Source organism: Streptomyces sp. NBC_00443 (genome assembly GCF_036014175.1).
Taxonomy (GTDB): domain Bacteria; phylum Actinomycetota; class Actinomycetes; order Streptomycetales; family Streptomycetaceae; genus Streptomyces.
Window position 1 is genome coordinate 8,680,823 of sequence record NZ_CP107917.1, and the last position, 18,368, is coordinate 8,699,190.

Sequence of the window (18,368 nt, forward strand, 5' to 3'; positions counted from 1 at the left end):
ACTTCAGGCATCAGGCATCAGGCATCAGGCATCAGGCATCAGGCATCAGGCATCAGGCTTCAGAGATCGGCGAGCAGCGGGCGCAGCTTCCCGGCGATGAGCTGGACCTGGCGGGCCACCATGTCCTCGGGCATCCCCGCCAGCGAGGCCCAAAGGAACACCCCTTCCACCGGCAAGTCCGCCACGTACGCCTTGATGGCGTCGGCGGTCTCCTGCGGTGTGCCGTACAGGAACTGACCGAAGCCGCTCGCGCTCAGCCCGGTCTCCCGCCACTTCTCGGGGTTGATGGGGCGAGGGGCCGGCTGGTCCGTGCCCTCGACCATGTAGCGGCGGTAGCTGTCCCACTGGTACTGCAGATGTGTGCGCACCACCGGCCAGTCGCCCTCGGGGTCCTCGGTGACGAACGTCGTGAACGAGCCCTGCATCCGGGCCGTGGACGGGTCGTACCCGCTCTCGATGAGCCCGTCCCGGTACGGCGTCAGCAGCGCCGGGTTGAGCGACAGCAGCCCTGTGCCCAGCCGGCCGGCCCGCCGGGCGCCCTGCGGGCCCTGGTAGCCGAGCCAGATCGGCAGCGGGTCCTGGACCGGGCCGGGGGTGACCAGGGACTCGGCCCACAGGCCACGGATCTCGCGTACCCGCTGATCGGTCGTGGTGTAGCGCTTGGTGAGATCGGCTCCGTACAGCCGGTACTCGGGGACCCGGTAGCCGGTGCCGAGACCGAGGTCCAGGCGGCCGCCGCTGATGATGTCCACGAGCGCGGCCTGTTCGGCCATCTCGGGGGCCGCGTGCAGCGGGGCCGGGATGACCGCCGTGCCCAGGCGTACCCGGCGGGTACGGGCCGCCGCCGCGGCCGCCATGGTGAGCGGCTGGGGGAGGTAGCCGTCCTCGAAGCCATGGTGCTCAGAGAACCAGACCGAGTCGAGGCCGAGCCGGTCCGCCTCCTCACACATCTCCAGGGCGAAGCCGTACAGCCGCGACCAACTCTGCCGCCACGGCGGCGGGTTGCGCATGTCGAAGTAGATGCCCACCTTCATGCGGGGCCTCCTCCTGTTTCCTCGGCCGTCAGTCGGATCGTCGCGTGCGCGACAGCCACCCCGTCCCCGGGCGGCAGCAGCCGGATCGGCCGTAGTTCCAGTGCGTCGATCTCGGGGAGGTCCTCGACCATCGCCGAGATCCGCAGGACGGTCTCCGCCAGGGCCGCGAACTCCACACCCCGGGCCTCCAGCAGGGGAGCCGCCCGCAGCGAGCGGACCATCTCGCGGGCGTCACGGTCGGTGAGCGGAGTGACCCGGTGGGCCACGTCCGCCATGAGATCGGCGTAGTCCCCGGTCAGGCCGAAGGCGAGCACCGGCCCGAAGACCGGGTCGGCGCTGACGGACACGAACGCGTCCGGACCGGGGCCGGGCTCCTCGTCCCGTACGGCGATTCCGTACGCGGCGAGCAACGCGACGGCGATTCCCACGGGAAGCGGTCCGGGTGTACAGCCGGCCAGCAGCGAACGGGCACGCTCGACGTCGACTTCCGGGAGATCGGGCACGACACCCGCGGGCGTGCTGCGCCAGGCCTGGTAGGCCGCCGCGTGTCCGAGCGAGCCGGCCACCGCCTCCGGGAACGTGTACGTGGGCACCACCAGGTCGCCCCGGTGCAGGAGGTCGGCGACGCCCGCGCCGCCCAGGAAGCTGGCCACCACCGGCTTGTCGGGCCGGGCCGCGGCCGCGTCGAGGATCGCCGACGCGACCTCGTCGGGTTTGTCCGCGAGCGGCGGCATGAACAGGACGACGGCCGCGTCGATGTCGTCGTCGGCCAGTACGGCGTCCAATGCCTGCCGGTAGTCCGCGGCGGTGGCCGTAGGGGTCAGGTCGACCGGGTTGGAGACGTCCACGCGGGGCGCGAGCGCCGAGCGGAGCCGCCGCCGGGTGGACTCACCGAGCGCGGGTACGCACAGGCCGCTCGCCGCGCACGCCCCGACCGTCAGTGCCGCGGGTCCGCCCGCGTTGGTGATCACGGCGACCCGGTTGCCCGGCGGCGGAGGCTGGTGGGCGAGCAGCAGGGCTACGTCGAACAGCTCCTGGAGACTGCGCGTGCGGATCACGCCGGACTGGGCGAACAGCGAACTCACCGCCGAATCCGCCGTTCCCGGGTGGACCGCGACGATCGGTTTGCGCGGCGCGATCCGGCGGGCGACGCGGGCGAACCTGCGCGGATTGCCGAAGGTCTCGACGTGCAGCAGGATCACCGAGGTCCCCGGATCCTCCTCCCACCACTGGAGCAGGTCGTTGGTGGACACGTCCACGGCGTGACCCACCGACACGAAGCCGGAGAAGCCGAGCCCGAGCCGCCGGGCGTAGTCGAGCACCGCGAGCCCCAGCGGCCCGGACTGGCTGGACATGGCGACGCGGCCGGGCGCCGGCAGGGCGGGCGAGAAGGTCGCGGCCAGCCGCGCCGCGGGCGTCGTGTTGACCACGCCCATGCAGTTCGGGCCCACCATCCGCATGCCGGACGCCCGGGCGAAGCGTGCCAGCTCCAGCTCGGTTCTCCGGCCCTCGACTCCCGTCTCCCCGAAGCCCGTTGAGACGACGACCACCGCCTTGACGCCGACCTCCGCGCACTCCCGTATGACATCGGGAACCGCCTCGGCCCGTACGGCGACCAGCGCCAGGTCCGGCGGTTCGGGAAGGTCGCGCAGGCTCGCGTACGCCCGTGTTCCGGCGATCCGTTCGGCCTGCGGGTTGACCGGGTACACGCTGCCGCCGAAGCCGCCGCGCAGCAGGTTGGCCACGATCTCGTGGCCGATCGTCAGGTGGCTGCGGTTGGCCCCGATCACGGCCACCGACCGGGGTTCGAGCAGGGGCCGCAGGGAGCGCCGTACGGCTGTGTGCTCGCGGCGCTCGGCCCGAGCGACCGCCAGGGCCTGGGGGTCGACGGCGATCTCGAAGTGGATGATCTGGCCCGGCGGACCGGTCTCGATCCGGTATCCGGAGCCGAGGAGGACGTTGATCATCCGGGTGTTGTCGGCGAGGACGTCGGCCTCCAGCACCCGGATGCCGCGTGCGCGCGCGGCGGCGGCGATGTGCTCCAGGAGCAGTCGGCCGAACCCCTCGCTCTGGTGGTCGTCCCGGATCGTGAACGTGACCTCCGCGTGCTCCGGATCCTCCGGGTCGCGGACGTAGCGTACGAGGCCGGCGATCTCGTCCCCGGCGAGGGCGACGAGAGCCAGCTCGTTGAGGTAGTCGACGTGGGCGCCGCGCCGGATGACGTCGTCGCGGGCGCGGACGACCGGGCCGAGGGAGCGGTAGGCGAGGGTGGCCCGGGACAGGCCGCCGACGAACGCGACCAGGCGGTCGGCGTCCTCGGGCCGGATCGGCCTGACGAACGTCGACCGCCCGGTCCGGACGAGGCCGGGCCGCTCCAGGTCTTCGGGATACGGGGGAGTGGTCACCGCTGGTTCGCCCTGCCGCCGCTCAGAACGCCGTCTCCTGGGGAGTCTGCTCGGGCAGCTTGAACAGCTCGTTGAACGTGCCGCGGGTGACACGCTCGCGGACGTCTTCCGGCACGCCGTCGAACAGGTCGTGGAGCGTGGCCTGGGTGTGACCGTAGGTGCCTTCCAGGTGGGGGTAGTCGTCGCCCCACATGACATTGCGGTAGCCCGTCGATTCGACGATCTCCACCGAGCTCTTGTCGTGCTGGAAGGACGCATACACCTGCTGCCGGATGATCTCGCTGGGCAGTCGGCTCAGCTTCGGCCGGACGAACATGCCGTGCTGGCGGTACGCCTCGTCCATCCGGTCGCCGATGGCCGGCACCCAGCCCGCGCCGCCCTCCGCGATCAGGATTTTCAGGTCCGGGTGCCGGTCGAGGGCGCCGCCCGCGACCATGTGGGAGACGACGCGCATGCCCGGGTAGGTCGTCTCCATGTAGTTGACGACCGCGCCGCCGGGGCCGCGGAAGACGACGTTCTGGCCGCCCGTGCCGATATGGAATCCGAGCACCATGCCGGCCCGTTCTGCTGCCGTCCACAGTGGCTCCCAGCGGTCCAGGGCGTACTCCTCGCCCGCCCGGGTCGAGCACGGCAGGAAGACCGACTGGAAGCCCATCTCGGCCGCCCGTTCCAGCTCGGCGACCGCGTCACCGATGTCGGCCGTCGAGACGCAGGCCGTGGTGATGACCCGCTTGTTCTTCTGCAGGATCTCGTCGTACGCCCAGTCGTTCCAGGCCCGTACGGTCTCCCGGGCGAGTTCCCGGTCGGTGATCGAGACGAGCCAGAACCCCATGGAGGGGAAGGCCAGTTGGGACCACACGCCCTCCTGGTCGAGGTCCATGAGGCGGACGTTCAGGTCCCAGGCCCCCGGCGGGCGCATGGCGTCCATGAAGTCGCCGAGCTGGCGGTCGATGCGCTCGCCGTCGATGTAGAGCATCTCGTACTTCTCGCCGCGCTCACTGCGCGGGGCGCGGGCGCCGAGCCGGGCCGGCAGCCGCTCGGTCCACACGTCCGCCGGTTCCATCACGTGCGAGTCGCCCGAGTTGACCCAGATCTTCGACATGACGCTCCTTCGGGTCAATGGATGTAATTAGTTAGCGATTTTAGTTGTATAGATGGTCGAAGGGAAGGCCGCAGCGGTCGGAGATCAGCTTCGGCGGTGCTCGATCTCCGCCACCAGCTGCGGCAGCACCTCGAAGAGGTCCCCGACGACGCCGTGATCGGCGAGCTCGAAGATGGGGGCGTCGGCGTCCTTGTTGACGGCGACGATGGTCTTCGACGTCTGCATGCCCGCGCGGTGCTGGATCGCGCCGGAGATACCGGCCGCGACGTAGAGCTGGGGGGAGACCTGGGTGCCGGTCTGGCCGACCTGATGGCTGTGCGGGTACCAGCCCGCGTCCACGGCGGCCCGGGACGCCCCGACGGCGGCGCCGAGCGCGTCGGCGACGTGCTCGATCACCGCGAAGTCGCCGTTCACGCCCCGGCCGCCGGAGACCACGATGTCGGCCTCGGTCAGCTCCGGCCGGTCGCCACGCTCCCGTCGCGTGCGGGAGAGGACTCGGACGGCGGTGGAGTCCGGGCCGAAGGTGACGTCCTGCTTCTCCACGACCGGCGTGACGGGGGCGGGTTCGGGTGCGGCGGCGTTCGGCTTGACCGTGATGACCGGCACGCCCCGGGTGACGTGGGCCGTCACCTGGTAGGTCGCCGCGAACGCCGACTGCTCGGTGACCGGGCCGTCGGGCCCGGCGGTGACGTCGACGGCGTCGGTGATGAGCCCGGCGTCGAGCCGGAGCGCGACCCGCGCCGCGGTCTCCTTGCCGTCCGGCCCGGACGGCAGCAGGATCGCTGCCGGGCCGGTGCGCTCGGCGATCTGCGTGAGGGCGTCGACGGCCGGGGTGACGAGGAACTCGCCGACCTCCGGGGCGTCGACGACGTAGACCTTGTGCGCGCCGTACCGGCCGAGCGTCTCGGACGCGCTGTCCGCGCCCGGGCCGAGGAGGACCGCCGAGGGCTCGCCCAGCCGGCGGGCCAGGGTGAGCAGTTCGAGGGTCGGCTTGCGTACGGCACCGCCGGTGTGTTCGACGAGGACGAGGATCTCGGGCATGGTGCTGTGCTCCTGTATGGCTCGGCTGTATGGCTCGGCGAGGTCAGATGAACTTCTTGGCGGTGAGGAATGCGGCCAGTGCGGCGCCGCCCGCGCCGTCGTCGACGACGATCTCGCCCTGGGTGCGGGGCGGACGCCTGGCTGTGGCGCCGACGGCCGACCGGGCGCCGCTGAACCCGACCTGCGCGGGGTCGATGCCGAGGTCCGCGAGGTCCAGGGTCTCGACCGGCTTCTTCTTCGCGGCCATGATCCCCTTGAAGGAGGGGTAGCGGGCATCGCCCGAGCGGTCGGTCACCGACACCACGGCCGGCAGCGCGCCCTGGACGCGCACGCTCGCCCCGTCGCCCTCCCGGCGCCCGCTCACCGCGCCGTCCTCGACCGTCAGCTCCTCGAGATGGGTGACCGCCGGCACGCGGAGCCGCTCTGCCAGCATCGCCGGTACGACGCCCATGGTGCCGTCCGTCGAGGCCATCCCGCACAGCACGAGATCGAACCCGTGCCGCTCGATGGCCCGGGCCAGCACGAGGGACGTGCCGAAGGCATCGCTGCCCTCGATGTCGTCGTCGCTCACATGGATTGCCGAGTCGCCGCCCATGGCGAGCGCCTTGCGCAGCGCGTCCCTGGCGTCGTCGGGACCGACGGTGAGATAGCAGATCTCGGCGTCGGCATCGCCCGATTCGGCGATCCTCAGGGCCTGCTCCACCGCGTACTCGTCGAGCTCGGACAGCAGCGAGTCGACCGAGGCGCGGTCGGTGGTGCAGTCCTCGGTGAAGGCGCGGTCGGCCGCGGCGTCGGGCACGTGCTTCACACAGACAACGATCTTCACGGCACCCCTCCTGTAGGTTCCTTCAGGTTGAATGAGTGCTAATAGTTAACTATATCTGGCCCGCGGCGCGCGAGGTCTTCACTTGAATCAGTCGAATTGGTTGACTGATTGCGCTGATAGCTGGAAGATCTGGGCACTGAGCCGCGAGGAGGCGCCATGGCCGGTGACAGGGACACCGCTGACAGGTACTTCGAGCCCCAGGTGGAGACCATGCCCCGCGAGCAGCTGCGGGCACGGCAGGAGGAACGCGTCCTGGAGCTCGTCGAGTACGCCTACGCCAACTCCGTCCTCTACCGCGAGCTCTGGGACGGACACGGGGTACACCCGCGCGACATCCGGTCCCTCGAGGACTTCCGGGAGCGCGTGCCCTTCATCACCAAGGACATGGTGCGCGCACACAGGGCCCGCACGGGCGACCCCTTCGGTGGCCTGCTCTGCGTGCCCATCGAGGAGCTGACCTCGGTCTCCTCCAGCTCGGGCACCACCGGCGACCCGGAGTTCTTCGCCGAGATCTGGCAGGACGCGCCGCCGCTGGTGACCGCGCAGGTGCGGGACCTGTGGGAGCTGGGCCTTCGGCCGGGGGACCGGGTGCTGAGCGCCGCCGGCAACTTCCGCAACCTCATGGACCCCGGATACCAGGCCCTCGGCGCCGTGGTGATCGAGGTGGACATCTGGCTCGGCAGGATGCACGAAATCGTGGAGGCCATCCGCGCATACCGGCCGGTCTATCTGCAGATGATGTATCCGCACATGGTGGAGCTGGAGCACCTGGCCGACAAGGTGGACCTCAAGGAGGCCTTCTCCTCGCTCAAGGGCGCCTCGTGCGCCGGCCAGCCGCTCAGCCGGAAGATGCGCGACCGGATCCGTGACGACTGGGGCATCGACGTCTACGAGTACACCAGCGCGGCCGACACCGGCACCGCCTGGGAGTGCCGTGAGCACGACGGCTTCCACCTCTGGGAGGACACCGTCTTCGCCGAGTGCGTCGAGGCCGACGAGCAGGGCGGTTGGCGTGACGTCCCGGACGGCGACCTGGGCGAACTGGTCGCCACCGACCTCGACAACCGGGCCGCCCCGCTCATCCGCTACCGCAGCGAGGACCTCGTACGGATGTCACGGGACCGCTGCGGCTGCGGACGCACCCACGCCCGGATGTGGGTGGGCGGCCGACGGGGCGACGAGACCCTCGTCCAGGGCCGCTCCGTGGTCCTCGCGGACATCTGGCAGGCGGTGGAGGACCAGCCCGAGACGGTCGCGGGCGTGTTCCAGATCGTCCGGGAGCGGCGCGAGGTCGACGCACTGCGGCTGCGGGTCGGCTACGACCCCGACATCACCGGCGATGTGGATGCCCTGGCCGGACGACTGGGCAAGGCCGTGCACGAGCGGACCGGCGTGGAGCCCGTGCTCGATCTGCGGACCGAGGAGGAGCTGTTGCAGACCATGACCAGCGTCGCCAAGTTCCCCCGGGTGGTGAAGAGCTGATGGCACGCGCCGACACCCTCGCCCGGGCCCGCGAACTCGACCGGCCCGACCTCGCCTACCTCGTACGCTTCCCGGCCGCAGACGGGATACGGGAGACCGACCTCACCTGGGCGGAGATCGCCCGGGACACGGCCTGGATCACCGAGCGACTGCGCGGGCACGGACTGGCCGCCGGGCAGCGGGCCGTTCTGACCGCGTCCGGATTCGAGGGCTTCTGGTGCCACGCGATGATCGGGGCACTGCGTGGCCTGCGGGTGACGTACGGCATCGCCGAGGCGATGGGCTGGGATCACCGCCGCACCTCGGTCTTCCACCGTGAACTGCGCCCGCACGCCGTGATCGGCCTGTCCGCCGAGACCCTGGAGGGGCTCTCCGGGGCCACCGACATCGGCGAGATGTTCCGGCCGATGCCCGTCGTCCTGGCCCGCCCCGCCGCCGTGTCGGTGCTGCATGCGGTGGGCGTGCCCGCCTGCGTGCTCTCGCCCCTGGGGCCGGCTCTCGCCATGGAGTGTCCCGCGCGGAGCGGCGCGCACGTCAACGCCGCCGAATGGCGGGTCGGCGACCAGGACGGCGAGTTGTTCGTGGCGGCGGGGGAACAGCGCACGTCACCTCTGCCCCGGACACCGCTCGGCATCCCGGGCCGAGTGATCGTCGGCCGGTGCATCTGCGGCAGCGAGGACCCGCGCGTGCTGTTCACCGAGGCCGACCAGTCACTGTCATCGAGGAGTTGAAGATGTCCGAAGGAGTGGTCGACGGCCGCGTGGTGGTCGTCACCGGAGCCGGCAACGGCATCGGCCGGGCGCACGCCCTGGCGCTCGCCGCGCACGGTGCGAAGGTCGTGGTCAACGACCTGGGCAGCACGCGTGACGGTGGGGGCGCGTCGGCCGGACCCGCCCAGGCCGTGGTCGACGAGATAGCCGAGGCGGGCGGCGAGGCGGTCGCCAACACGGACGACATCGCCACCTGGGACGGCGCCGGCCGCCTCGTCCGGCAGGCCGTGGACACCTACGGCGGACTGGACGTGCTCGTCAACAACGCCGGCATCCTGCGCGACCGGACGATCGTGTCGATGACCGAGCAGGACTGGGACGGCGTGCTCGCCGTCCACCTCAAGGGCAGCATCGCCACCCTGCACCACGCGGCCGCGCACTGGCGGGAGCGCGCCAAGGCCGGGCACGCCAACGACGCGAGGGTCATCAACACGACCTCCCCGTCCGGTATTTTCGGCAACCCGGGCCAGTCCAACTACGGCTCCGCCAAGGCCGGCATCGCCAGCCTCACCCTCATCGCCGCCGCCGAGCTCGCCCGCTACGGCGTGACGGTGAACGCGATCGCGCCCACCGCGCTCACCCGGCTGACCGAGGACATCGAGATGATGCGACGGGCCGCGGAGAGCGAGGACCTGACCCCGGAGGCCATCTCACCCCTCGTGGTGTGGCTGGGCTCGGCGGCCTCGCGCGAGGTCACCGGCCGTGTGTTCGGCGTCATGGGCAACCGCATCACCGTCCTGGAGGGCTGGGTCAACGGCCCCGCCGCGAGCGCCGAGACCCGGTGGACCCCTCAGGAGCTGACCTCCGTGGTCCCGAACCTGGTGGCCAAGGCCGCTCCGAACGCCGACGCGCTCGGCAACCGGAACGGGGCGTGAATCATGACATCGACTCGACAACCGGTCGCCGAGGGCCTGTTCACCTGGCCTCCCACCCCCTCGGAACCGCCCCGGCTCATCGGCTCCGAGTGCACGGCCTGCGGCCTGGTGAGCTTCCCGGCCGCCGCGGACTGCGTACGGTGCGGCGGCCAGGACCCGAAGGAACGGCTGCTCGCGGACCGCGGGACGCTGTGGACGTACACCACCCAGAACTTCCGCCCGCCGTCCCCGCCGTACGACGGCCCCGAGGCCTTCGAACCGTACGCGGTCGGCTACATCGAACTCCCCGGCGAGCTGCTGGTCGAGGCCCGTCTGACGGAGGCCGACCCGCACCGGCTGAGGATCGGGCAGCCCATGCGGCTGACCCTGGTGCCCTACACCGTGCGGGACGACGGCACCGAGGCCGTCACGTTCGCGTTCACCCCGGCCGAGGAGAGGGCGTCATGACCGAGGCCGTGATCATCGGCGTGGGACTCCACCCCTTCGGCCGGTTCCCCGGAAAGCCCGCACTGGACATGGGCGCGGACGCGGTGCGGCTGGCACTGGCCGACGCGGGCGTGAACTGGCCGCAGATCCAGGGCGGTTACATCGGCAGCTACGAGGTCGCCAACCCGGACGCCATCGTGGGGCGGCTCGGCCTGACCGGAGTGCCGTTGCGCGGGGTGTTCAACGGTTGCGCCACCGCCGGTACGGCGATCGCGCTGGCCGCCCGCGCCATCGAGACCGGTGAGCACGACCTGACCATCGCGATCGGCCTGGACAAACACCCGCGCGGTGCGTTCGCCGCCGACCCGTCCGTGGCCGGCATCCCCTCCTGGTACGGGCAGACAGGGCTGTTCCTCACCACCCACTTCTTCGGCATGAAGATCAACCGCTATATGCACGACCACGGCATCTCACACGAGACGCTGGCCCGCGTGGCCGCGAAGAACTTCGGCAACGCGGCCGCGAACGAGAAGGCCTGGCGCCGAACTCCCCTCACACCGGAGGAGATTCTCGCCTCGCCGGTCCTCAACTACCCGCTCCGGCAGTACATGTACTGCGGCCCCGACGAGGGCGCTGCGGCGATCGTGCTGTGCCGGGCCGACCAGGCCCACAAGTACACCCAGAAGCCCGTGCGGGTCCGCTCCACCGCCCTGCGCAGCCGCCGCCTCGGCGCCTTCGAGGTGCAGAGCCCGTCCTTCCCCGTCGGTGAGATCGTCGAGAGCCCGACCGTGGACGCCTCCCGGGCCGCGTACGAACGGGCAGGCATCGGCCCGCAGGACGTGGACGTCGCCCAACTCCAGGACACCGACGCCGGGTCGGAGATCATCCACATGGCGGAGAACGGCCTGTGCAAGGACGGCGAACAGGAACGCCTCATCGCCGAGGGCGCCACCGGGATCGGCGGCCGGCTCCCGGTCAACACCGACGGCGGACTGCTCGGCAACGGCGAGCCCATCGGCGCGTCCGGCCTGCGCCAGATCCACGAGATCGTACTCCAGCTGCGCGGCACGGCCGGCACCCGCCAGATCCCCGGCACGCCCCGCGTCGGCTACACCCACCTGTACGGCGCGCCGGGCGTGTCGGCGGTGACCATCCTGTCCACCTGACCGCGGAGCCCGAAATGGATTACGACACCCAGGACTTCGCCGCCGAGGCGCGCCGCTTCCTCGACGCGCACGCCGAGAGGGCCCCCGACCGTACCGCCGTCACCTGGGGCGAGGGCGACGATTCGATGGCGTACTTCAGCAGCCTCCCGCCCGAGCAGGAGACGGAACAGGTGCGGCGGGCCCGCGAGTGGCAACGCGTCCGCCACGAGAACGGCTTCGGCTGGATCACCGGCCCGCACGAGTACGGCGGCCGGGGCCTGACCCCCGTCCACGATCTGCTCTACGACGCCGTCGAGTCCGAGTACGAGGTCCCCGACACCGGCGTCCTCAGCGTCGTCGGCCTCGGCATGATCGGGCCGACGATCCTCGCCCACGCACAGCCCCACATCAAGGAACGCTGGCTGCCCGCGATGTACCGCGGGGACGCCGTCGCCTGCCAGCTGTTCAGCGAGCCCGGGGCCGGATCCGACCTGGCGAGCGTGGCCACCAGGGCCGTGCGTGCGGGCGACGACTGGGTGCTGAACGGGCAGAAGGTGTGGACGTCGGTCGCCCAGCACAGCCAGATCGGCCTGGCGTTGACCCGCACGAACCCGAACGCGCCGAAGCACAAGGGCATCACGGCCTTCCTGGTCCCCATGGACGCCCCCGGCGTCGAGGTCCGGCCGCTGCGGCAGATGACCGGCGGCGCGGACTTCAACGAGGTCTTCCTCACCGACGTCCGCGTCCCCGACGACCACCGCCTCGGCGAGGTCGACGGCGGCTGGACGGTCGCCCTGACCACCCTGATGAACGAGCGCAACACGGTCGGCAGCGAGGGCGCTGGCCCGGTGGCCGCCGCCCTGTCCCCGGACCACCTCTCGGCGCTCATGCGTGCCACGTGGACCTGGGACGACCGGGCCCTGCGCGGTCGCCTGGCCGAACTCCTCGTGGACGCCATGGCCACCGGCTACCTCAACGCCCGCGCGCAGCGCACCCTGCGGGCGGGTGCCGCCCCCGGCCCGGAGAGGTCGGTCGCCAAGCTGATGTACGGGCAGAACCTCACCTGCGCCGCCCACTTCGTCTCCGAGTGCCTCGGCCCCCGGATCATCGCCGACACCGGACAGTGGGGCACGTACGCCTGGTCCGAACTCCTGTTGGCCACCCCGGCCCTGCGCATCCTCGGTGGCACCGAGGAGATCATGAAGAACATCCTCGCGGAACGGGTCCTCGGTCTGCCGAAGGAGGCACGCGCATGAGCGCCGACGAGAGCGAACTGAGGGAACTGCGGCTGTCCGTAAGGGAGTTCATGGCAGCCAAATCGCCGGAGGAAGCCGTCCGCAAGCTCATGGAGAGCGAGCCGCGCTTCGACCCCGCGGTGTGGGCCCAGGCCGCCGACCAGCTGCGCCTGCCCGGCCTTGTGATCCCGGAGGAGTACGGCGGCGACGGCTTCGGGCTCGTGGAACTCGGCGTCGTCATGGAGGAGATGGGGCGCGCCCTGCTGTGCGCGCCCTTCTTCGCGACCGTCGTCCTCGCCGCACAGGCCCTGCTGGCCTCGGGGGACAGTGAGGCCTGTGCCCGCCACCTCCCGGGCATCGCGGCCGGGCGGACCACCGCCACCCTCGCCGTCGCCGAGGAGGGCGGTTCCTGGGACCCCGCCCTGATCTCCGCCCGTGCCGTGCCGGACGGGAACGGAGGCTGGAGGCTGAGCGGCCGCAAGAGCTTCGTCATCGACGGTACGACGGCCGATCTGATCCTCGTCATCGCCCGCACCGTCGCCGGCCCGTCGCTGTTCGCCGTGGACCGGACGGCCGGGGGCGTGGCCGCCGAGGCGCTGGAGACCCTCGACGCGACCCGGGCGATGGCGAGGCTGACGTTCGACAGCGTGCCCGCGACCCCTGTCGGCCCCGACGGGCTGGGCGGGCGCATCATGGCCAGGGTCCTGGACATCGCCTCCGTGGGGCTGGCGGCGGAGCAGGCAGGCGGCGCGCGCACGTGCCTGGAGATGAGCGCCGACCACGCCCGCACCCGGCAGCAGTTCGGCCGGCCGATCGGCTCCTTCCAGGCGGTCAAGCACAAGTGCGCCGACATGCTCGTCCAGGTGGAACTGGCCGAGGCTTCCGCCCGCGAGGCTGCCCGGCTGGCCGCAGCGGACGCGCCGGACTTTCCCGTCGCCGCCGCCGTGGCCCACGCGTGCTGCTCACGGGCGTACATGTTCGCGACGATGGAGAACATCCAGGTCCACGGCGGCATCGGCTTCACCTGGGAGCACCCCGCCCATCTGTACTTCCGGCGTGCCAAGTCCTCGCAGCTGCTGTTCGGCGGACCCGCGATCTACCACGAGCGGCTGCTGGACCGGCTGGGGATCTGAGCGCGGGCGCGGGAGCACAAGCCCGCACGGAAGCCGGCGGCCCGCTCCGAGCTGCTCAGACGGTGATGACCAGCTTGCCGCGCGGGTGGCCCTTCTCCAGGTGGCGTATGGCCTCGGGGGCCTCTTCGAGCGGGTAGGCGTGGTCGATGACGGGGACGAGGGTGCCGTTCTCGGCGAGTTCCTTGAGGGTCAGCAGGTCCTCACGCCGGGGGAACGCGAGGATGAAACGAAGGTTCTGGCGGAGGAACGGGGAGAGGGCGACGGCCCTGAGATTGCGGCCCATGCCGCCGAGCACCCGTCCCCCGCCCTCGCCGCCGACGATGACGAGCGTGCCCCGAGGGGCGAGTGCACGGCGCAGCAGGGACAGGGGGCGGTTGCCCGCCGTGTCCACGATGACGTCGTAGCGGTGAGGACGGTCGGTGATCTCCTCGCGGGTGTAGTCGACGACGTCGGTCACGCCCAGGGAACGGACATGGTCCGCACTCCTGGGCCCGCAGACACCGGTGACATCGGCTCCGTGCGAGACGGCGAGTTGCACGGTGTACGTCCCCACACCCCCCGACGCTCCGATGACGAGGACCTTCCGGCCGGCCTGCGGGCGTGCCGTGCCGCGCAGGGCCTGCAGGGCGGTCATGCCGGAGGAGGGGAGCACGGCGGCCTCTTCGAAGGAGAGACCGGTGGGCTTGAGCGCGAGCTTGTCCGCCTTGGGGCAGGCGTACTCGGCGAACGACCCGTCACAGGTGCCGAAGACCTCGTCGCCGGGCTTGAATTCGGCCACCTTCGCGCCGACCGCCTCGACACGCCCGGCACCGTCCCAGCCCCGCACGGAGCTCTTCGGCCTGCGGAGGCCGAAGCCGAGCCGGGCGAGGTAGGGCAGGCCGGTCATCAGATGCCAGACACTCGGGTCGACGCCTGCCGCGTGCACCCGCAGCAGGACCTCGTCGTCGCGTGGTTCGGGGCGTCCGATGTCCCGCAGCTCCAGGGCCTCGACGGTGCCGTACGCGTCCTGGACGATGGCCTTCACGGGGCCCTCCTCTCGACTGGGGTAACCCATGAAGGAAATGTGAGGGAGGGGCGGACCCTTGTCCACCGGAGGGACCGGTTCAGCCGCGTGCGGCCTCGCCCAGGAGCGCCTTGGCGATGATGACCTGCTGGATCTGGCTGGTGCCCTCGTAGATGCGGAACAGCCGGGCGTCCCGGTAGAAGCGTTCGACGGCCACCCCGCGCATATAGCCCGCGCCGCCGTGGATCTGCACCGCGCGGTCCGCGACCCGCCAGACCATCTCACTGGCGAAGTACTTCGTACAGGACGGGCCGATCTTGGTGTCCGTGCCGGCGTCGAAATTGCGCGCGGCCTCCAGGACCGTGGCGCGGCCGGCGTAGTAGTCGGTCTGGGCGTCGGCGATCAGGCCCTGGACGAGCTGGAAGGAGCCGATGAGCTTCCCGGACTGCCTGCGGGTGCCGGCGTACCCGACCGACTCGTCGACCAGGCGCTCGGCCATGCCGACCATCAGCGCGGAGATATGGACCCGGCCGTGCGCGATGCAGCCCATCGCCGTGGCGAAGCCGCGGTCGAGTCCTTCCTCGCCGCCGACCAGGGCGGCGGCCGGGACGCGTACGTCGTCGAAGTACACGTCCGCCGTCCAGGCGCCGAACTGGCCCATTTTGTGGTCCCGGGGAGCCACTGTCAGACCCGGGGTACCGGCCGGGACCAGGAAGGTCGAGATGCCCCGGGTGCGCGGGGCGTCCGGGTCGGTGCGGGCGAAGACCATGAACACGTCGGCGAGGGGGGCGTTGGTGATGTACCGCTTGGCGCCGTTGATCACCCACGTGTCGCCGTCCAGGTGGGCGCGTGTCGTGAGCGTCGACGGGTCGGACCCGGCGTCCGGCTCGGTGAGCGCGAACGACGCGAGGACCTCACCGGAGGCGATCCTCGGCAGCCACTGCGCCTTCTGTTCCTCGGTGCCGCCGACCATCAGGACATGCCCGGCGATGCCGTTGTTCGTCCCGAACATGGAACGCAGTGACGGGGTCGTGTACCCGAGCTCGAACATCAGCTGGGCTTCTTCGTACATCGACAGACCCAGTCCGCCGTACTCCTCGGGCAGCGCGAAGCCGAACAGTCCCATCTTCTTGGCCGCCTCGCGGATGTCCGCGGGCATCTCGTCCTTCTCGTCGATCTCCGCCTCCAGCGGCACGACGCGTTCCCGGACGAAGCGCCGGACCTCCGACAGCACCGCGCTGAAGTCCTCCGCGTCCATGACGCCTCCTAGTCCGAGTCCTTGTGCTGATCGTCTGTCCCGGCGGGCCGGCAGCAGACCGCGAGCAGGCCCGCCGCGCTCACCACGCCCAGCCCGGCGGCCAGCAGCGCGGGCCCCGGACCGGAGCGCGCGCGGCCGAGCAGCCCGTCCACCGAGTACCGGCCGTTGCCCAGCGCGGCCAGGGCCACGGCCGCACCGCCCACCACACCGACGTACTCCCAGCCGCCCTTGAACACGAAGAAGCCCTTCCCGCGGTGGTCCGTGCGGGCCGCGACGGCCATCAGACCGACGGTGGCCGCAGCGGGAAGCGGATTCGCCAGGCCCAGGGCCACGCCCACCCCGGCCGCCATCTCGGTCCCGGCGGCCATCCGGGCGTGCACCGCGGCGGGTCGCAGACCGAGTGCCTCGAACCAGCCAGTCGTTCCCTTCAGGCCGCCCGGCCCCGCGACCTTGTTCCAGCCGTGGGCGAAGAGCATCGGGCCGAGCGTCGCGCGCAGCGCCAGGGCGGCCGCGTCCTGGCCCCTCACTGGCCCGCCCCGGTGGCGCGGCCCGCGGGTGCGACGCCGTACAACTGCGGTACGGCCTCGATGAGTTCGCCCGGTGTGAGCGCCTCGCCGGACCGGCTGGGGTAGACCCCGCTGACCGTCCAGCCCTCCAGCCGGTTCAACCGGTTGCCCTCGATGCGCAGCACCTGGCCGGTGAGCCAGGCTGCGCTGTCGGAGGCCAGGTAGACGACGACGCCGGAGGCGTTGGCGGGATCGCGCGGGTCGAAGTCGCCGACGGCCTGGAGGGATCCGCCGACGGACAGCCCGTCCGTCATCCGCGTGGCCGCGATCGGCGAGATGGCGTTCGCGGTGACGCCGTACTTGCGCATCTCCAGGGCGGTGAGGACGGTGAGCCCGGCGATTCCCGCCTTCGCGGCGCCGTAGTTGGACTGGCCCTGGTTGCCGAACAGGCCCGTCCCGGACGTCGTGTTGATGACACGGCCGGCCACGCGCTCGCCCCGTTTCGACGCCTCGCGCCAGTACGCGCACGCGTGCCGGGTCAGGGCGAAGGTGCCCTTCAGATGCACCGAGATCACGGCGTCGAACTCGGCCTCGGTCATCGAGAACAGCATGCGGTCGCGCACGATGCCCGCGTTGTTGACGATGACGTCCAGTCGGCCGAACTCCGCGACGGTGTCCGCCACCATCGCCTCCGTGGCCGCCCAGTCGCTGACCGACGCATGGTTGGCGACCGCCCGCCCGCCGAGCTTGGTGATCTCCGCGACCACGTCGTCGGCGGGGGAGTCCCCGGTCCGCTCACCATGCACGCCCGCGCCGAGATCGTTCACGACCACGGTCGCGCCGGCTTCGGCCAGGGCCAGACAGTGCGCCCGGCCGAGCCCCCTGCCGCCGCCTGTCACGATGGCGACCTTGTCGTCGAGGATGCCCACGCCCTACCTCCCAGTTCGGCCCAGCTCGTCAAGTACTTCGTCGGTGTGCTCGCCGAGGGTCGGCGCGCCGGTGCGCGGCTTGTGGTCCACGCCCCAGAAGCTCACCGGCGTGGCCACCGTCCGCAGCGGCGGCGCGTCGCCCATACCCGGCTGCTCGACGAACGCCCCCACGGCCTCCGCCTGCGGATCGGCGGACACCTCCGCCAGCGTCTGAACGGGCGCCCACCACACGCCCTCGGCGTCGAACCGCGCCGCCCAGTCCGCCAGCGGCCGCCGTGCGAACTCCTCGTCGAACAAGGCGATCAACTCGCGTACGTGGCCACGCCGGGCCTTGCCGCTCGCGAACCGCTCGTCCGTCTCCAGGTCCGGACGGCCGAGCGCCTTGACGACGCCGGGCCAGTGCCGGTTGCCCTCCAGGCCGACGAGCCAGAACCAGCGGTCGTCGGCGGCTCGGTAGCAGTTGTAGAGCGGTGACTCGTGCTCGCTGCGGTGGCGGGTTCGGCCGCGCTTGCCGAAGAAGTTCTGCAGGGCGAGGTCGTTGCCGTTGGCGTACGTCCCGGACCGGAGCAGCGACACGTCCACCACGCCGCCCTCGCCGGTGCGTTCGCGGCGCAGCAGGGCGGCCAGCACGCCCGCGACCAGGTTGGCGGCGGCGGTGCGGTCGCCAAGTCCGGGGCGGATACCGGGCGGTGACTCACCGGCCGGGTTCAGCATGCCGGCGATGCCGGGCCGGGCCCAGAAGGCGGAGACGTCGTACCCTGCCCGGTCCCGCTCCTCTCCCGTCCAGCCGTAGCCGGTCAACGTGCCGACGATCAGGCGGGGATGGCGCGCTCGCAGTTCGTCCGGGGCCAGCCCGAGCCGCTCCAGCGCGCCCGGGCGGAGGTTGGTGACGAAGACGTCGGCGCCTGCCAGCAGCCGCTCCAGTACGCCCTTGCCGTCAGCCGAGCGCAGGTCGAGGACGATCCCGCGCTTGCCGCGGTTGTCCGTCTCGAACGGAGGCGCGCTGTCGATGTCCTGCCCGACGTGCTTGAGCGTGTACCGGTTGGGGTCACCGGTCGGCGCCTCCACCTTGATCACGTCCGCGCCCCAGTCGGCCAGCATGGTGGCCGCGGCCGGAGCCGCCACCCACATGCCCAGCTCGACGACGGAAACGTCTTCCAGTGGCCGCACGGCCCACCTCCACATCTGTCGGTATGCC

Annotated in this window: 17 protein-coding genes; 7 read left to right on the plus strand and 10 right to left on the minus strand. The window is 71.5% G+C overall.

Features of this window, described 5'->3' with window-relative positions:
* Positions 1-59: 59 nt before the first annotated feature.
* The 5 genes from OHO27_RS39605 to OHO27_RS39625 form a co-directional block, all read right to left on the minus strand.
* Complete coding sequence (locus OHO27_RS39605) at positions 60-1,034, minus strand: LLM class flavin-dependent oxidoreductase (RefSeq protein ID WP_328429746.1); 975 nt, start codon at positions 1,032-1,034, stop codon at positions 60-62.
* On the minus strand, positions 1,031-3,439 hold the full coding sequence (locus OHO27_RS39610) for a bifunctional acetate--CoA ligase family protein/GNAT family N-acetyltransferase (protein ID WP_328429747.1): 2,409 nt from the start codon (positions 3,437-3,439) through the stop codon (positions 1,031-1,033). The genes OHO27_RS39605 and OHO27_RS39610 overlap by 4 nt, the downstream gene beginning before the upstream one ends.
* Positions 3,440-3,461: 22 nt before the next feature.
* A complete protein-coding gene (locus tag OHO27_RS39615) occupies positions 3,462-4,541 on the minus strand; it encodes an amidohydrolase family protein (protein ID WP_328429748.1) in 1,080 nt (359 codons plus the stop codon).
* Positions 4,542-4,625: 84 nt separating this feature from the next.
* Complete coding sequence (locus OHO27_RS39620) at positions 4,626-5,582, minus strand: electron transfer flavoprotein subunit alpha/FixB family protein (RefSeq protein ID WP_328429749.1); 957 nt, start codon at positions 5,580-5,582, stop codon at positions 4,626-4,628.
* A gap of 43 nt (positions 5,583-5,625) precedes the next feature.
* A complete protein-coding gene (locus OHO27_RS39625) occupies positions 5,626-6,408 on the minus strand; it encodes an electron transfer flavoprotein subunit beta/FixA family protein (RefSeq protein ID WP_328429750.1) in 783 nt (260 codons plus the stop codon).
* A gap of 156 nt (positions 6,409-6,564) precedes the next feature.
* On the opposite strand from OHO27_RS39625, the gene OHO27_RS39630 reads away from it, so the two are divergent.
* The 7 genes from OHO27_RS39630 to OHO27_RS39660 are packed head-to-tail and all read left to right on the plus strand — an operon-like array spanning position 6,565 to position 13,474.
* Positions 6,565-7,890, plus strand: coding sequence for a phenylacetate--CoA ligase family protein (locus tag OHO27_RS39630; RefSeq protein ID WP_328429751.1), 1,326 nt, complete (start codon positions 6,565-6,567; stop codon positions 7,888-7,890).
* The gene (locus OHO27_RS39635) at positions 7,890-8,621 is read left to right on the plus strand and encodes a hypothetical protein (protein ID WP_328429752.1); all 732 of its coding nucleotides are present in this window, start codon (positions 7,890-7,892) and stop codon (positions 8,619-8,621) included. The genes OHO27_RS39630 and OHO27_RS39635 overlap by 1 nt, the downstream gene beginning before the upstream one ends.
* Before the next feature lie 2 nt (positions 8,622-8,623).
* The gene (locus tag OHO27_RS39640) at positions 8,624-9,535 is read left to right on the plus strand and encodes an SDR family oxidoreductase (protein WP_328429753.1); all 912 of its coding nucleotides are present in this window, start codon (positions 8,624-8,626) and stop codon (positions 9,533-9,535) included.
* A gap of 3 nt (positions 9,536-9,538) precedes the next feature.
* Positions 9,539-9,982: a Zn-ribbon domain-containing OB-fold protein gene (locus tag OHO27_RS39645; RefSeq protein ID WP_328429754.1), complete on the plus strand. Its 444-nt coding sequence runs from the start codon at positions 9,539-9,541 to the stop codon at positions 9,980-9,982.
* Positions 9,979-11,127: a thiolase family protein gene (locus OHO27_RS39650; RefSeq protein WP_328429755.1), complete on the plus strand. Its 1,149-nt coding sequence runs from the start codon at positions 9,979-9,981 to the stop codon at positions 11,125-11,127. The genes OHO27_RS39645 and OHO27_RS39650 overlap by 4 nt, the downstream gene beginning before the upstream one ends.
* A gap of 14 nt (positions 11,128-11,141) precedes the next feature.
* Positions 11,142-12,362: an acyl-CoA dehydrogenase family protein gene (locus OHO27_RS39655; RefSeq protein WP_328429756.1), complete on the plus strand. Its 1,221-nt coding sequence runs from the start codon at positions 11,142-11,144 to the stop codon at positions 12,360-12,362.
* Positions 12,359-13,474 carry an acyl-CoA dehydrogenase family protein gene (locus OHO27_RS39660; protein WP_328429757.1) on the plus strand — a complete coding sequence of 372 codons (1,116 nt, stop codon included), beginning with the start codon at positions 12,359-12,361 and terminating at the stop codon, positions 13,472-13,474. The genes OHO27_RS39655 and OHO27_RS39660 overlap by 4 nt, the downstream gene beginning before the upstream one ends.
* 55 nt (positions 13,475-13,529) lie before the next feature.
* Here OHO27_RS39660 and OHO27_RS39665 read toward each other — a convergent pair whose 3' ends face one another.
* The 5 genes from OHO27_RS39665 to OHO27_RS39685 form a co-directional block, all read right to left on the minus strand.
* Positions 13,530-14,498, minus strand: coding sequence for an NAD(P)-dependent alcohol dehydrogenase (locus OHO27_RS39665; protein WP_328429758.1), 969 nt, complete (start codon positions 14,496-14,498; stop codon positions 13,530-13,532).
* A 79-nt stretch (positions 14,499-14,577) separates the two neighbouring features.
* The gene (locus OHO27_RS39670; protein WP_328429759.1) at positions 14,578-15,735 is read right to left on the minus strand and encodes an acyl-CoA dehydrogenase family protein; all 1,158 of its coding nucleotides are present in this window, start codon (positions 15,733-15,735) and stop codon (positions 14,578-14,580) included.
* A gap of 8 nt (positions 15,736-15,743) precedes the next feature.
* On the minus strand, positions 15,744-16,262 hold the full coding sequence (locus OHO27_RS39675) for a DoxX family protein (protein ID WP_328429760.1): 519 nt from the start codon (positions 16,260-16,262) through the stop codon (positions 15,744-15,746).
* On the minus strand, positions 16,259-17,170 hold the full coding sequence (locus OHO27_RS39680) for an SDR family NAD(P)-dependent oxidoreductase (RefSeq protein ID WP_328429761.1): 912 nt from the start codon (positions 17,168-17,170) through the stop codon (positions 16,259-16,261). The genes OHO27_RS39675 and OHO27_RS39680 overlap by 4 nt, the downstream gene beginning before the upstream one ends.
* 3 nt (positions 17,171-17,173) lie before the next feature.
* A complete protein-coding gene (locus OHO27_RS39685) occupies positions 17,174-18,340 on the minus strand; it encodes a CaiB/BaiF CoA transferase family protein (RefSeq protein WP_328429762.1) in 1,167 nt (388 codons plus the stop codon).
* Positions 18,341-18,368 lie beyond the last annotated feature (28 nt).